The 14,735-nt window shown below is 43.5% G+C and carries 14 protein-coding genes; 10 read left to right on the top strand and 4 right to left on the bottom strand.

Annotated features, from left to right (window positions below; genetic code table 11):
* The first annotated feature begins 1 nt into the window (after position 1).
* Positions 2 to 2,158 carry an outer membrane protein assembly factor BamB family protein gene (locus J0X13_RS08965; protein WP_207071105.1) on the top strand — a complete coding sequence of 719 codons (2,157 nt, stop codon included), beginning with the start codon at positions 2 to 4 and terminating at the stop codon, positions 2,156 to 2,158.
* On the opposite strand, the gene J0X13_RS08970 is transcribed toward J0X13_RS08965, so the two are convergent.
* Together J0X13_RS08970 and J0X13_RS08975 are read right to left on the bottom strand one after the other, a co-directional pair.
* Complete coding sequence (locus J0X13_RS08970; protein WP_207071106.1) at positions 2,159 to 3,199, bottom strand: NADP(H)-dependent aldo-keto reductase; 1,041 nt, start codon at positions 3,197 to 3,199, stop codon at positions 2,159 to 2,161.
* Positions 3,200 to 3,258: 59 nt separating this feature from the next.
* Complete coding sequence (locus J0X13_RS08975; protein WP_207071107.1) at positions 3,259 to 4,023, bottom strand: exodeoxyribonuclease III; 765 nt, start codon at positions 4,021 to 4,023, stop codon at positions 3,259 to 3,261.
* A 117-nt stretch (positions 4,024 to 4,140) separates the two neighbouring features.
* Here J0X13_RS08975 and J0X13_RS08980 point away from each other — a divergent pair, with 117 nt between their 5' ends.
* The 6 genes from J0X13_RS08980 to J0X13_RS09005 all read left to right on the top strand — a co-directional run bounded on the left by J0X13_RS08980 (position 4,141) and on the right by J0X13_RS09005 (position 10,214).
* Positions 4,141 to 4,722: a cysteine hydrolase family protein gene (locus J0X13_RS08980; protein WP_242535690.1), complete on the top strand. Its 582-nt coding sequence runs from the start codon at positions 4,141 to 4,143 to the stop codon at positions 4,720 to 4,722.
* A complete protein-coding gene (locus J0X13_RS08985) occupies positions 4,719 to 6,791 on the top strand; it encodes a TonB-dependent receptor family protein (protein ID WP_207071108.1) in 2,073 nt (690 codons plus the stop codon). The genes J0X13_RS08980 and J0X13_RS08985 overlap by 4 nt, the downstream gene beginning before the upstream one ends.
* Positions 6,792 to 6,842: 51 nt before the next feature.
* Positions 6,843 to 7,190, top strand: a complete 348-nt coding sequence (locus J0X13_RS08990; protein WP_207071109.1) for an iron chaperone — start codon at positions 6,843 to 6,845, stop codon at positions 7,188 to 7,190.
* Between the two features lie 6 nt (positions 7,191 to 7,196).
* Positions 7,197 to 7,679 (top strand): GyrI-like domain-containing protein, encoded by a 483-nt coding sequence (locus J0X13_RS08995; protein WP_207071110.1) that lies wholly within the window; start codon positions 7,197 to 7,199, stop codon positions 7,677 to 7,679.
* A 115-nt stretch (positions 7,680 to 7,794) separates the two neighbouring features.
* Positions 7,795 to 9,228, top strand: coding sequence for an amidohydrolase (locus tag J0X13_RS09000; RefSeq protein ID WP_207071111.1), 1,434 nt, complete (start codon positions 7,795 to 7,797; stop codon positions 9,226 to 9,228).
* Entirely contained in the window at positions 9,225 to 10,214 is a 990-nt protein-coding gene (locus tag J0X13_RS09005; RefSeq protein ID WP_207071112.1) for a metallophosphoesterase family protein, read from the top strand. The genes J0X13_RS09000 and J0X13_RS09005 overlap by 4 nt, the downstream gene beginning before the upstream one ends.
* Positions 10,215 to 10,255: 41 nt before the next feature.
* Here J0X13_RS09005 and J0X13_RS09010 read toward each other — a convergent pair whose 3' ends face one another.
* Entirely contained in the window at positions 10,256 to 10,459 is a 204-nt protein-coding gene (locus tag J0X13_RS09010; RefSeq protein ID WP_207071473.1) for a hypothetical protein, read from the bottom strand.
* A gap of 99 nt (positions 10,460 to 10,558) precedes the next feature.
* On the opposite strand from J0X13_RS09010, the gene J0X13_RS09015 reads away from it, so the two are divergent.
* The 3 genes from J0X13_RS09015 to J0X13_RS09025 all read left to right on the top strand — a co-directional run bounded on the left by J0X13_RS09015 (position 10,559) and on the right by J0X13_RS09025 (position 13,163).
* Positions 10,559 to 10,783, top strand: a complete 225-nt coding sequence (locus J0X13_RS09015) for a helix-turn-helix domain-containing protein (RefSeq protein WP_207071113.1) — start codon at positions 10,559 to 10,561, stop codon at positions 10,781 to 10,783.
* Positions 10,784 to 10,877: 94 nt separating this feature from the next.
* Positions 10,878 to 11,390 carry a DUF3124 domain-containing protein gene (locus J0X13_RS09020; protein WP_207071114.1) on the top strand — a complete coding sequence of 171 codons (513 nt, stop codon included), beginning with the start codon at positions 10,878 to 10,880 and terminating at the stop codon, positions 11,388 to 11,390.
* 105 nt (positions 11,391 to 11,495) lie between these two features.
* Complete coding sequence (locus J0X13_RS09025) at positions 11,496 to 13,163, top strand: formate--tetrahydrofolate ligase (RefSeq protein WP_207071115.1); 1,668 nt, start codon at positions 11,496 to 11,498, stop codon at positions 13,161 to 13,163.
* A 3-nt stretch (positions 13,164 to 13,166) separates the two neighbouring features.
* On the opposite strand, the gene J0X13_RS09030 is transcribed toward J0X13_RS09025, so the two are convergent.
* Entirely contained in the window at positions 13,167 to 14,708 is a 1,542-nt protein-coding gene (locus tag J0X13_RS09030; RefSeq protein ID WP_207071116.1) for a glycine--tRNA ligase, read from the bottom strand.
* Between the last annotated feature and the right edge of the window lie 27 nt (positions 14,709 to 14,735).

A 14,735-nucleotide genomic window follows, 5' to 3' on the forward strand; every position in this document is an offset into this window, starting at 1 on the left:
CATGAAAAGATATTTCCTTCTTTCTTATATCGCCATTTTGGCCTCTTGCTCCAACCCAAATCCAAATACAGCGAACAAAGCCTATTTCAGTACTTGGGAGCATTATTTGGGGGACCCCGAACGAACACATTTCTCCAATCTTGATCAAATCGATACTACCAATGTCTCGCGATTAAAATTGGCCTGGAGCTATAAAAGTGGAGGTTTACAGGAAGGAAGAACTACACAGATACAAACGAGTCCCTTAATGGTTGAAAATGTTCTTTATGGTGTAAATGCAGCCATAGAACTATTCGCCATCAACGCAAAAACGGGAGAGGAAATCTGGAAATTTTCACCAAAAACCAAAGATGAATCAGGTTTAGGTCTCAACCGTGGATTAAATTATTGGAAATCTGATGGTACCGCTCCGAGCCGTATTTTTTTCTCATCAGGACCAAAACTGTATGCCATTAATATAGAAACGGGCCAGCCCATTACCGATTTCGGAGACAACGGCAGCATAGACCTACGAGATGGTCTGGGGAGAAACCCAAGCAAATTATCCGTGGTTTCCAACACCCCGGGAGCAGTTTTTAAAAATATATTGATTCAAGGCACCCGAGTAGGTGAAGGACCTGGCTCTTCTCCAGGCCACATCCGCGCCTACGATGTGCTTACTGGCAAAATCTTATGGACGTTCCACACCATTCCACAACCAGGGGAGTTTGGTTACGACACATGGCCTGCCGAAGCATACAAAAAAGTGGGTGGTGCCAATAGTTGGCCTGGCATGGCATTGGACAACGAGCAAGGCATTGTTTATATCCCCACAGGTTCAGCGGCTTTTGACTGGTACGGGGGCGACCGTGAAGGGGCAAACCTTTTTGCCAACTCCCTGTTGGCGCTTAATGCGAATACAGGAGAGCGTATTTGGCATTTTCAAATGGTACACCACGATATTTGGGACCGAGATTTGCCCGCACCGCCCAATTTGGTGGACATTGTTCGGGACGGAGCGACCATCCCTGCCGTGGCGCAGGTTACCAAAAGCGGTCATGTTTTTGTGTTCAACAGAATTACGGGAGAGCCTTTGTTTCCTATTGAAGAAAAAACATACCCTAGCTCCACATTACTTGGAGAAAAAGCGTTCGAGACCCAGCCCTTGCCTTTAAAACCAGCGCCGTTTGCACGCCAGATTTTAACAGAGGAGGATTTATATGCCCCAGACCATACCGCTTTTGTGGATGATTTGGTACCAGGGAACGAAACCGACAATCAACCAACCGTGCTTGAAAAATTCAACTCCATAACATCCAAAGGGCAATTTATACCGATGGATACCACTGGAGTGATTCTATTTCCAGGTGCCGATGGCGGTGCCGAATGGGGCGGGGCAGCACTCGACCCTCGAAATGGGGTAATGTATGTGAATGCCAACGAAATGGCATGGATCATTAAAATGAAAGAAATTGGCGGCGATGCTGAAAACTCAAGTATTGGACAAAGTTTGGCGCAGATACACTGTGCCAGATGCCATGGTGGTGATCTACAAGGCTTGAACGGAATCCCTCAGCTTCAAAATGTGAAGATGCGATTGGAAACAGACTCCATAAAAAACATTATCCAAAAAGGTCGTGGTGCCATGCCGGGCATGCCAAATCTTTCCGAAGAAGAAACCAATGCCATTACCGAGTTTTTAATGGATATCGAAGAAGCCAAAGATCATAGGGTGGAGGAAACAAAAATCGATGTGCCCTATTCTATTTCGAGCTTTGCAAGGTTTAAAGATGACAGAGGTTATCCTGTGGTAAAACCGCCATGGGGAACATTGAACGCCATCGACCTTAACTCGGGTGAATATCTGTGGACCGTACCTTTAGGGCACGAAGAGAGTTTACAGGACCCCAATGTTCCAGTTTCTGGGCTTGAAAACTATGGAGGACCGGTCGTTACCAAAGGGGGAGTGCTTTTCATTGCAGCAACCAAGGACGAAAAAATCCGAGCGTTTAACATGGAAACGGGCAAAAAACTTTGGGAAGACCAACTACCAGCGGGAGGTTATGCCACACCGATTACCTACCAAGTTGATGGCAAGCAATACGTGGTCATCTCCTGCGGAGGTGGCAAAATGGGCACCGACTCTGGTGATGAGTACCGTGCCTATGCTTTGGAATAGTTAAGGCGCAGGATTCGGAATAGTTTTATGAATTTCCTCAATGCCCTCCAAAACTTCATCGGACAGGTCTACATTAATACTTTCGATATTTTCCCTGAGTTGCTCCATACTGGTTGCACCAATAATGTTACTCGTTAAAAAGGGTCTGGTATTTACAAAGGCCAAGGCCATCTGTACCAAGCTCAAACCGTGTTCCTTTGCCAGTTCTGCATATTTTTTTGTGGCCGCAACAGCAGTATCCCCACTATACCTGTTGTAATTTGGGAATAAGGTCACCCTAGCTTTTCTCGGTGGAATTTCCGTAAGGTATTTTCCACTCAACACTCCAAATCCAAGAGGAGAATATGCCAGTAAACCTATCTGTTCACGCATGGAAATCTCGGAAAGACCAACCTCAAAAAGTCGATTCAATAGACTGTATGGGTTTTGGATGGTCCGCATTCGAGGCAGGGACTGGTGTACTTTACTTTCTTCCAAGAAACGCATGGTGCCCCAAGGGGTCTCGTTGGACAATCCCACGTGACGAATTTTCCCCGAGGCGATCAAATCACGTAGTGTTTCCAATACTTGGTGAATATTATCATCCCAAACATCAACAGCATGTGCGTTAAATCCGCGTTGCCCAAAATAATTGGTATTCCGTTCTGGCCAATGGAGTTGATACAGATCAATATAATCCGTTTGCAATCGCTTTAAGCTACTATCCACCGCATTGATTATGGATTCCTTGCTAAACCCTGTGCTTCGGATATGTTTTGCGGCGTGGCCAGGTCCCGCTATTTTGGATGCTAACACCACTTTGTCCCGATTTCCGGTTTTTTTGAACCAGTTTCCGATAAGTTCTTCGGTAACGGCATAAAGCTCCTTTTTTGCAGGAACTGGGTACAATTCGGCCGTATCAAAAAAGTTTACACCTTGGTCCAGCGCATAGTCCATTTGTTCGTGCGCTTCATCTTCATTGTTCTGGCGACCCCAGGTCATGGTTCCCAAACAAATTTTGGAGATTCGGATATCTGTATGTGGAATTCTAGTATATTTCATTTCAAAAGTTTAGGACGGTCAAAGGTACTCAAACAAAAACATCGGCCTTTATGCCAATGCTATTTTTCGACTTCCAACAAAATGGGACAATGATCACTATGTTTTGCCTCCGACAAAATCACCGAGCGCTTTAATCTATCTTCCAACGGTTCGGCCACCATACCATAATCCAAACGCCAGCCTTTGTTGTTGGCCCTTGCGTTGGCTCGATAACTCCACCAAGTATAGTTGTCCGGTTCTTTATTGAAATGCCTGAAGCTATCAATAAAACCACTTTTCATAAAGTTTCCGATCCACTCGCGTTCCACGGGTAAAAATCCAGACACGTTTTTATTGCGGACCGGGTCGTGAATATCAATAGCTTCATGACAGATATTGTAATCCCCACAAACTATCAGATTAGGGCGTTCTTTTCTGAGCTCTTCCGAATACTTTTGAAAATCGGCCATATAGGTCAATTTAAAATCCAAACGATCCATATTCGTACCTGATGGTAAATACATGCTCATTACAGAAAGGTCACCAAAGTCGGCACGGATGTTTCTACCCTCATGATCCATGTAATCTATACCTGTTCCGAATTCAATATGATCAGGCTCGTTTTTACAAAGTAAGGCCACACCACTATATCCCTTTTTTTGGGCGCTGAACCAATAGTTGTGGGAATACCCCGCGTCTTCAAAAACAGAGGTGTCCACTTGTTCCTCCATGGCCTTGGTTTCCTGCAAACAGACCACGTCGGGACTTACTGTTTCCAACCACTCCACAAAACCTTTTTTCAGGGCGGCCCTTATTCCATTTACATTGTAGGATACAATTTTCATTCGTTCTAATTTGTTCAAAAATAGCTATTGTAAGCGGCTCCCTAAAATTGAATTTACCAATGGATATATCAATGAAAAGAATCAAGGTGTTCGTTCTTGATGTTTTACCTTAATTTTATGAAAAAATTCATCCTCATGACTGCACTAATTCTGATTGACACCCAAATCGGACTCCAGGAAACAGGCTTTTATGGCTCCGAACGGAATAATCCCGAAGCAGAAGAAAATTGTGGTAGAGTATTGCAATTTTTTAGACGGAAGCAACTGCCCGTTTTCCATGTGAAACACAATTCCACCAATATTGATTCACCCCTGCACTCAAGCAAAATGGGAAACAATTTTCATCCAGCGGTAAAACCCTTGATCAATGAACCGGTTTTTGAAAAAACGGTAAATTGTGCTTTTATAGGAACCGATTTGGAGACACGTTTAAAAAGGATGGGCATAACCAATTTGGTAATTGCAGGCCTGACCATTGAACACTGCATTTCCACGTCGGTCCGGATGGCCTCCAACCTCGGTTTCAATGTTGTTTTGGCTTCCGATGCCACTGCAGCCTTTGATAAAATGGGGTATGATGGCAATAAATACCCAGCAGATGTAATCTTTCATGCGGAATTGGCCAATTTAAAGGATGAATTTGCAACCATTATGGATACCCACACCTTGCTGGGCGAACTTGATAAATCAATTGAATGAATCTCATACAAAAAGGACTCCCCCTACTTTTTACACTTTTCACTGCGCTTAGCATATTGGCACAGGACATCCAAAAAGATTCCATCACCCAATTGGACGAAGTAGTGCTCACCCAAGAGGCCATACCCAAAAAGGCAACAGGAATCACCTCTTCATCCAAAATAGCGGGCAAGACTTTTGAGCGGTTCAACCCTACGGACATTCCATCGGCAATCAATCAGGTTTCGGGGGTGTACATCCTTTCGGGCGCCATCAACACCAATCGGATAACCGTTCGGGGAATAGGTTCCCGAACGCCTTATGGCACCAATAAGCTCCGTATGTATTTCAACAGTATTCCGGTAACCAATGGTACAGGCTCCTCAACCATAGAGGCCTACGATTTTGAGAACCTAGGTGCAGTGGAAATTATAAAAGGTCCAAAAGCTACAGCCTTTGGTTCCAATCTTGGTGGGGCCTTTTTGTTGGAAACCAAAGCTTCGGTGGAGGACAAGACACAGCTCATCAATTCATTCTCCATGGGGTCTTACAACATGCTCAAGGACAATCTTGGTTTTTCCCATTCGGAAGATGGTTTTAATTTGAATTTTAGTTACAACCACCTAGAAACCGATGGCTACCGACAGAACAGCCAGTTCCAACGTGATGGATTGCTCTTGAACACCCGGTTCCGGACAGGGCAAAAAAGTAGTATGGCCTTTTTGGTGAATTATATCGATTACACCGCCCAGATTCCAAGTTCCATCAACCAGACCGATTTTGAGGAAGATCCTACCCGAGCAGCATCAAACTGGTTGGCTGCCCAGGGGTACGAGGCCAACAAATATATTTTAACGGGACTGTCACACACCTATCAATTTTCTGAAAAACTTCAGAATACCACTAGTATTTTCTATAGCTATTTAGATCATTACGAGCCACGTCCCTTCAATATTTTGGACGAATTTACCAACGGCTATGGTTTTAGAAGTCGTTTTGCGGGCAATTGGGGAAAAGCGGATTTCACCTTTGGCGCAGAGTTTTATCGGGACGAATACCGTTGGGGCACTTTTGAGAATCTGTACGAAGAAAATAACGGCAACGGTAGCTTAGAAGGGACTCAGATCAGCAATAATAAAGAATTCCGTAGGCAGTTCAACCTTTTTGGAACGCTGACCTACCCCATTACGGCTCAACTTTCTGCTCAGCTGGGCCTCAACTGGAACAAGACCCACTATGATTTTAGGGACCTGTTTAACCAAGGAGATGCCAATGCCTCGGCCAAACGAGATTTTGATGCGATACTGCTTCCAAATTTTGGGGTTAACTACCAATGGCAAAAAGGAAAGCTATACGCAAATATTAGCAGGGGGTTTTCCAACCCAAGTTTGGAGGAAACACTGACCCCGGATGGTATCATCAACCCGGATATTGCACAAGAAACAGGAACAAACTATGAGCTGGGCACAGAATGGATGCTGTTCAAGAAAAGGCTTTCAGCAAATGTTACCGTATACCGAATGAACGTAAAAAACCTGTTGGTGGCCCAACGGGTCGGCGAGGACCAGTATATTGGTAGAAATGCGGGGGAAACCCGCCACCAAGGTATGGAGCTCGATCTGCACTACAGAGGAGAACTATCACCAACGATCACTTTTTCACCCTATCTCAGTTATACCCTGAACGACCACAGTTTTGTGGATTTTGTGGACGGCGATAACGATTATTCGGGCAATCCGCTTACAGGTGTTCCAAAACACCAATTGAGCTCGGGAATCGATTTTCGCCATTCCAACGGTCTACAATTGAACCTCACCCATCAGTTCGTGGACGAAATTCCTATGACGGATGCCAATTCCATAAGCAGTAATTCCTTTAATGTGTTCCATGCCAAGTTGGGATTTCGAAAATCACTTTCATCACATATTAGTTTGGGACTTAATGCTGGAATCAATAATATTTTTGATGCTAACTATGCCCAATCCGTATTGATCAACGCTGTGGGATTTGGCGGGGCACAGCCCAGGTATTATTACCCCGGCAATGGACGCAATTATTTTGGAGGACTACAATTAAACTATGTTTTTTAACTATTCTTCAAAATAGAATGGCCTATTTTTAATGATACAAATAGGTTGACTATGAATGAGGTAGACCAATATATTTCAAGGTTTCCGGAAGAAGTTCAACAGCAACTTCAAAAAGTAAGGACCATCATTAAAAAAATGGCGCCAAAGGCTACTGAGCAAATGGCCTATGGCATGCCGGGTTACAAAACAAACGGAAAACCTTTGGTATACTTTGCAGGGCATAGAAACCACATTGGGTTTTATGCGACGCCGTCGGGACACGAAGCATTTCAAAAAGAACTTTCCAAATACAAACAAGGGAAAGGCTCGGTTCAGTTTCCCTTGGACCAACCCATACCTTTTGAACTTATTGAAAAAATTGTGAGATTTAGAGTTGAAGAGAATGCTGACCGTAAATAAAATTTAATGACCCCAAAAATTCAAACCCTGCCTACTACGCTATTGGTCGGAAAAAAATCAATCACTTCGTTTGCCAACAATAACACTTTTGAACTATGGCAAAGTTTTTCTCCTCGGAAAAAGGAAATTAATCATGCAATCAATAATGGTCTCTACGCGGTAGAAATCTATCCGACCACCACATTTTTTCAAAATTTTGACCCTATTCGGGAATTTCAAAAATGGGCAGCCATTTCTGTTTCCAAAATAGATGAAATACCTGAAGGGATGGAAAGCCTAACTGTTCCCGAAGGATTATATGCCGTTTTCCCATACAAAGGAAAACCAAGTGAGGCCATGGAAACTTTCAAATATATTTATGGTGATTGGCTTCCAAATTCGGAATACGAAATGGACAGCCGACCCTATTTTGCACTTATGGGCGACAAATACAAAGGAGAACATCCCGAATCTGAGGAAGAGTTTTGGGTTCCCATCAAGAAAAAGTGAATCAATTTTAGGATTTTACAATAATGCTCTTGGATTGGTTGCTTCGATATATCATCTTGGGTTTAAGTGTTATATTTGAAAGAATTGCTATTACCAACCAAAACCAACGGCTACTATGAAACGATCTTTTACACTCAGCTTAGCTTTATCAATTATTTCCACTATCACCTTTGCCCAACAGGACAAGAATAAAATTATTGCTGACCTCGATGCCAAAAAAGAACATTACAAGGAAATTGCCAAAGAACTTTGGACCAATCCTGAATTGGGCTATTTGGAAGAGAACAGTTCTGCCCTTCTGCAATCAGAATTGGAAAAAGAAGGCTTCACCATTAAAAAAGGTGTAGCTGGAATTCCAACAGCTTTCACAGCAACTTATGGTTCTGGAAGTCCCGTAATTGGGGTTCTTGGTGAATTTGATGCTCTCCCTGGCATGTCCCAGGATGCCGTACCATTCAGAAAACCAAGAGTGGTCGACGCACCTGGTCAGGCTTGCGGCCACCATTTGTTCGGTACCGGCTCCATGGCTGCGGCCATTGCCGCCAAAGACTATTTAAAAGAATCGGGGAAATCGGGTACCATCCGTTTTTATGGAACGCCCGCCGAAGAAGGAGGTTCTGGAAAAGTATACATGGTCCGAGCAGGTCTATTTGATGATGTGGATGCCGTGGTTTCTTGGCATGCAGGAGATAAAAACGCATCCAACCCAAGTACCAATTTGGCAACTATTTCCGGTAAGTTCCGATTTACCGGACAATCATCACATGCCGCGATGGCACCAGAATTGGGTCGATCAGCCTTGGATGGCGTGGAAGGAATGAACGATTTGGTAAATATGCTACGTGAGCATACCACAGAACCCACCCGTATCCATTACGTAATCACCAAAGGTGGAGATGCTCCCAACATTGTTCCCAAAGAAGCTGAAGTGTACTATGTGATTCGCCATTCCAACCGAAAAGAGGTGAAGGCCGTTTGGGATCGTGTGGTAAAAGCTGCGGAAGGCGCAGCTATCGGAACAGAAACCGAAATGACCTATGAAATTATTGGTGGAACCTACGAGAAATTACCAAACGAGCCTCTTTCAAAAATAATGCACGACAATATGACCCTTGTTGGCGGTGTTTCATATTCACCCGAAGACCTGGAATTTGCCAAAGAAATTCAAAAAACCTTGGGAGCGCCAAAGCCCATTGAAAGTGCGGGGGAGATTCAACCCATGGAGTTCACCTATGGCAAAGCCTCCGCCGATACGGGAGATGTGAGCTGGAACGCTCCAACTGCAGCCGTAAACACTGCAACATGGGTGCCTGGAACACCTGCACACAGCTGGCAGGCAGTAGCCGCTGGAGGCACCGATATCGGGTTTAAAGGAATGATGGTCGCCGCCAAAACCATAGCGCTCTCCGCAATGGACCTGTTCAAAAATCCCGAACTTTTGGAAGCTGTTAAAGCCGATTTCCACAACCGAAGAGGAAAAGATTTTACATATGAAGCATTGCTTGGGGATAGAGAACCTGCTCTGGATTATAGAAAAACTAAACCATGAAAACAAACCTTCTTTTTTCTCTTGCCATTTTAAGTGTAATCGGTTGCAAACAAAATACACCACCTATTCAAGAAGCACCTGTAAAGTTTCAGCATGATGTTACTTCAGGGGCAAAACCTTGGACAGGTGAAACATTTGAGACCACAGAGGATGATTTTACTTTCGCTATTATTTCCGATCTCAATGGTGGAGAAAGGGAAGGGGTCTATGCCACCGCCGTGGTGCAATTGAATATGCTCGACCCCACTTTTGTACTCAGTGTTGGGGACTTGATAGATGGCGGCACGGAAGACACCTTGCAACTTAAAAAAGAATGGGATTCCTTTGACGAACGTACGGCAAAACTCAACATGCCTTTTTTTCATTTGGGTGGCAACCATGATCTCACCAATCCTGTGATGCGGGAATTCTGGAAAAACCGATTCGGACCACGTTACTATCATTTTGTTTATGAAAACGTACTGTTTTTGATGATGGATTCCGAAGATTATGAAGAGAAACGCATGCTGGAAATCTACAATGCACGGGCCAAAGCCCTAAAGATCATTGATGGGGAAATCGAGGGTAAGTACGAAGATTCCGAATACTACCACATGCCCGAAAGACGGATTGGAGGTATGAGCAAGGCCCAATTGGATTATTTTACCAAAGTTTTGAAGGACAATCCCGATGTAAAATGGACCTTTGTGCTCATGCACAAACCCCTTTGGATGCGCGAGGATGAAAAAGGTCTCGGCCCCTTGGAAAATGTGTTGGCCGACCGAGAATATACCGTTATCAACGGGCATTTCCATTCCTTTTCCAACCAAATGCGAAAAGGACATAGCTATACCATTTTAGGCACTACGGGAGGCAGCCAAAACCCACAGGACTCCATGGCATTTGATCATGTTAGCTTGGTTCGTATGGCCAAAAAGCCGGTGATCACCCACCTAAAAATGGAGGGGATTTTGAATGAGCTGGGGAAAGTACCATTAAGGGATTAAGCTTTAAAGTTTGCATAACCACTTGAATTGATGAGATTAAATTATACTTGCACTTTTTTATCCAGAATCCTTTTCAGCCCTCTCAGTATGGTAACAACATTCTGAATTTCCTGTTGCTCAAAACTGCCTAGCTTCACATAAAATAGCATCTCTACCGTCAAGTCCAAATAATTGCCAAGTATTTCAGGTGTGCCGCAGCAATCATTTATCCAATCTGTCAATTCGGTGATTTGGGTTTCGTTCATAATTAAGAAGATTTGGTTATATCTAAAGATATGAAACAAATTTTATTTAGCTACTAATTAGTGGTAATTAATTAATAGTGATAATGATTTCTTTACTTTATGGATAAATCAAAAGAAATCAAGAAACTAGCCTATCGAATTAAGTCATTAAGAATTCAAAAAGGATATAGTAGTTACGAAAATTTCGCTTTTGAAAAAGGAATCCCACGCGCCCAATACGGCAGATACGAAACTGGTACCGACATTCAATTTACTAGTCTACTAAAAATTGCCCAAGCTTTTGATATGACCTTGGAAGAATTTTTTAGTGAGGGGTTTGATTAAAGTGTCACCCTGAATTTAGTTCAGGGTCACACCTAATTGATTCTAAAGTTTGCCAACAATCCCTATCTTAGTTTACTCATTTTTGAAACGAACTATGAGCAAGCTGTCTTCACTTATTCTTTTAATTTTGATTCTTTCCTGTGCCGAAAAATCCAAGGAAGAAGTAAGTTCGATCGATCCTGTGAACTGGAATAACCGAATGGCTGAAATCGCTAGTTCCGATTCTCTTGTAAAGGGAACATCGTACCTATCCGTATATTCAGAAATTTATAGCGAAACGGAGCATCGAACACACAATCTTACCAGCACGATCAGCATGCGAAATACCAACCTAAAGGATACCATATATATTAATAAAGCCGAATATTTTGATACTGAGGGGACCCCGATACGGACATACTTTGATCGGCCCATCTACATTAAACCCATGGAAACCGTGGAAATTGTTATTGATGAGAAAGACAGATCAGGTGGGACAGGTGCCAACTTCCTTTTCCAATGGTCCATTAAACCCTACTCCCACGAACCTTATTTTGAAGGGGTTATGATTTCTACATCCGGACAACAAGGATTATCCTTCACTACTCAAGGACGAAGGGTAGAATAGTTCAATTGGACATACAAATGTCATAGTTTTACTCCCCCAATTATAGTATCTTGTCTATCAGTTTTGGACCATATTTATGGTTCCCACGAACATAAAAACTACACTATGACCGATTTGCAAATCGCCAAAGGTGTTTCTTTGAAACACATATCTTCCATTGCCGAAAAATTTGGAATAGACCCCGATAATATTGAAATGTTCGGGAAATACAAGGCCAAACTTCCATTAAAGGCCATAAATCGCGAAAAAGCCCAAAAGAGCAATCTTATTTTGGTTTCAGCCATTTCACCAACCCCTGCAGGGGAGGGTAAAACCACCATGTCCATTGGTCTTTCCGAAGGACTGAACCGTTTGGGCAAAAAATCGACGGTGGTTTTACGGGAGCCCTCCTTGGGACCTGTTTTTGGAATTAAGGGAGGAGCAACAGGAGGCGGCTATTCCCAAGTGCTGCCCATGGAGGACATCAACCTGCACTTTACAGGGGATTTTGCAGCCATTGAAAAGGCACATAATCTATTATCCGCGATTATTGACAACAATATCCAGAGTAAAACCAACTCTCTACTATTAGACCCCAGAACCATCGGCTGGAAGCGGGTAATGGACATGAACGACCGCTCCCTACGCCATATTATCGTAGGACTTGGTGGAACAACCTCGGGAGTTCCAAGGGAAACTGGTTTTGACATTACCGCTGCTTCTGAGATTATGGCCATTCTATGCTTGGCCGAAAGTCTTACCGATTTAAAAGAACGATTGGGAAATATTTTTGTGGGCTACACCTACGATAAAAAACCCATTTACGCCAAAGACCTAAAAGCTGAAGGCGCCATGGCAGCTTTATTAAAAGATGCCATAAAACCCAATTTAGTACAGACCATCGAAGGAAACCCAGCCATTATCCATGGCGGGCCTTTTGCAAATATTGCCCAGGGCACCAACTCCGTAATTGCAACCCTAATGGGCATGTCGCATTCCGATTACACGGTCACCGAAGCAGGATTCGGTTTTGATCTAGGGGCTGAAAAATTCTTCGACATTAAATGCCAAAGTGCGGGTTTAAAGCCAAAGGCCGTAGTACTTACCACTACCATTCGTGCCTTAAAGTACCATGGTGGGGTAGATTTAAAATCCTTGACAGAACCCAATGTGGAAGCCTTAAAAAAAGGATTGCCCAATTTGGAAAAACACTTGGAAAACATAACGAAGTTCAAAGTAGTTCCTGTGATAGCCATCAATAAATTTGTATCGGATACGGATGAAGAGATACAAGTAATCATGGAATTGGCCGCTTCGAAAGGTATACGTGTTGCGGTGGCCAATGTTTGGGCCAAAGGGGGCGTTGGTGCGGAAGATTTAGCAAAAGAAGTGATTGAAATCGTCGAATCCGGCACTTCGGCATTCAAGGCGCTTTACGATTGGGAATCCAGTGTACAAGATAAAATTGCGACTATTGCCACGGAAATTTATGGTGCGGAGTATGTCGACTACACATCAAAAGCCAAAGCCGACCTCAGAAAAATTGCTGATCTAGGATTGGAACAATTACCGGTTTGTATTGCCAAAACACAAAAATCCCTATCGGACAATCCAAAGTTGTTGGGCAGGCCAAAGGATTTCATCATCACGGTGCGGGAAATAGAGATTGCGCTCGGTGCGGGTTTCTTGATTCCGATTACTGGCAATATTATGCGCATGCCCGGTTTACCGGCACATCCAGCATCCGAAGGCATCGACATTAACGATGACGGTGAAATTACGGGCTTGTTTTAAACCTTAGATTTTCTGTAACCAATAACGCATGTCCACCTCTTTGGAGATGATTTCTTTCACCTCCGAAAGTTTCACGCGCTTTTGTTCCATGGTATCCCTGTGCCTTATGGTTACCGTATCATCCTCCAATGTTTGATGATCTATGGTTACACAAAAAGGCGTTCCTGCCGCATCTTGACGACGGTAACGACGACCTACGGCATCCTTTTCATCATAATCCACATTGAAATCCCACTTGAGCTCGTCCACTAATTTTTGGGCAACTTCTGGAAGTCCGTCCCTTTTCAACAATGGAAGAACGGCCACCTTGTTCGGCGCCAAAACAGCTGGAATTTTAAGTACTGTACGCGTGGTGCCATTTTCGAGCTCCTCTTCCTGTAGTGAATTGGAAAAAACAGCCAAGAACATACGGTCCAATCCTATGGAAGTTTCCAACACATAGGGAGTATAGCTCTTATTTTCCTCGTGGTCGAAATACTGTAGTTTTTTTCCAGAGTATTCTTCATGTTTGCTCAAATCAAAATCGGTACGGGAATGGATTCCTTCCAATTCCTTGAATCCGAATGGGAACCTAAACTCAATATCAGCGGCAGCATCGGCGTAATGAGCTAATTTTTCATGGTCGTGGAAACGGTAGTTTTCCTCTCCCATTCCAAGGGAAAGGTGCCATTTCATTCGTTTTTCCTTCCAGGCTTCGTACCACTCCAATTGGGTTCCAGGCTTTATGAAGAATTGCATCTCCATCTGTTCAAATTCCCTCATACGGAAGATAAACTGACGGGCAACGATCTCGTTACGGAAGGCTTTACCTGTTTGGGCAATCCCGAACGGAATCTTCATCCTTCCTGTTTTTTGAACATTTAAAAAGTTGACGAATATACCTTGTGCGGTTTCTGGGCGAAGGTACAGGTCCATTGCACTATCGGCGGAGGCTCCCAGTTTGGTTCCGAACATGAGGTTGAACTGCTTTACGTCAGTCCAGTTTTTTGATCCAGACAGTGGACATGCAATCTCCAATTCCTCAATCAAGGCTTTTACATCGGCCAAATCTTCATTCTCTAGAGATTTCCCCATTCTTTTTAGAATGGAGTCTGCTTTTTCTTGATACCCCAGTACCCTATTATTGGTCGAAAGGAATTGTTCCTTGTCAAAACTCTCACCAAATCGCTTGGCCGCTTTTTTTACCTCTTTTTCAATCTTAGCTTCAATCTTAGCGACATAATCTTCAATCAAAACATCGGCACGGTACCTTTTCTTGGAATCCTTGTTATCTATCAAAGGATCATTGAAAGCATCAACGTGGCCAGAGGCCTTCCAAGTTGTAGGGTGCATAAATATGGCTGCATCGATGCCCACGATATTCTCATTGAGCTGAACCATGGCCTTCCACCAATATTCGCGAATGTTTTTCTTTAGCTCGGCACCGTTCTGACCGTAGTCGTAAACTGCACTGAGTCCATCATAAATCTCACTGGATTGAAATACATAACCGTACTCCTTTGCGTGGGAGATAACCTTCTTAAAAATGTCTTCCTGATTTGCCATTGGGCAAAAATAGAATTTTACCCAAAA

The sequence above is a fragment of the [Muricauda] lutisoli (nom. illeg.) genome, assembly GCF_017313105.1.
In the GTDB taxonomy this organism is placed as follows: Bacteria; Bacteroidota; Bacteroidia; order Flavobacteriales; family Flavobacteriaceae; genus Flagellimonas; species Flagellimonas lutisoli.

Coding starts and splice junctions, on each gene's coding strand:
- J0X13_RS08965 (WP_207071105.1), top strand. CDS start 2: ATGAAAAGATATTTCCTTCTTTCTTATATCGCCATTTTGGCCTCTTGC.
- J0X13_RS08970 (WP_207071106.1), bottom strand. CDS start 3,199: ATGAAATATACTAGAATTCCACATACAGATATCCGAATCTCCAAAATT.
- J0X13_RS08975 (WP_207071107.1), bottom strand. CDS start 4,023: ATGAAAATTGTATCCTACAATGTAAATGGAATAAGGGCCGCCCTGAAA.
- J0X13_RS08980 (WP_242535690.1), top strand. CDS start 4,141: ATGAAAAAATTCATCCTCATGACTGCACTAATTCTGATTGACACCCAA.
- J0X13_RS08985 (WP_207071108.1), top strand. CDS start 4,719: ATGAATCTCATACAAAAAGGACTCCCCCTACTTTTTACACTTTTCACT.
- J0X13_RS08990 (WP_207071109.1), top strand. CDS start 6,843: ATGAATGAGGTAGACCAATATATTTCAAGGTTTCCGGAAGAAGTTCAA.
- J0X13_RS08995 (WP_207071110.1), top strand. CDS start 7,197: ATGACCCCAAAAATTCAAACCCTGCCTACTACGCTATTGGTCGGAAAA.
- J0X13_RS09000 (WP_207071111.1), top strand. CDS start 7,795: ATGAAACGATCTTTTACACTCAGCTTAGCTTTATCAATTATTTCCACT.
- J0X13_RS09005 (WP_207071112.1), top strand. CDS start 9,225: ATGAAAACAAACCTTCTTTTTTCTCTTGCCATTTTAAGTGTAATCGGT.
- J0X13_RS09010 (WP_207071473.1), bottom strand. CDS start 10,459: ATGAACGAAACCCAAATCACCGAATTGACAGATTGGATAAATGATTGC.
- J0X13_RS09015 (WP_207071113.1), top strand. CDS start 10,559: ATGGATAAATCAAAAGAAATCAAGAAACTAGCCTATCGAATTAAGTCA.
- J0X13_RS09020 (WP_207071114.1), top strand. CDS start 10,878: ATGAGCAAGCTGTCTTCACTTATTCTTTTAATTTTGATTCTTTCCTGT.
- J0X13_RS09025 (WP_207071115.1), top strand. CDS start 11,496: ATGACCGATTTGCAAATCGCCAAAGGTGTTTCTTTGAAACACATATCT.
- J0X13_RS09030 (WP_207071116.1), bottom strand. CDS start 14,708: ATGGCAAATCAGGAAGACATTTTTAAGAAGGTTATCTCCCACGCAAAG.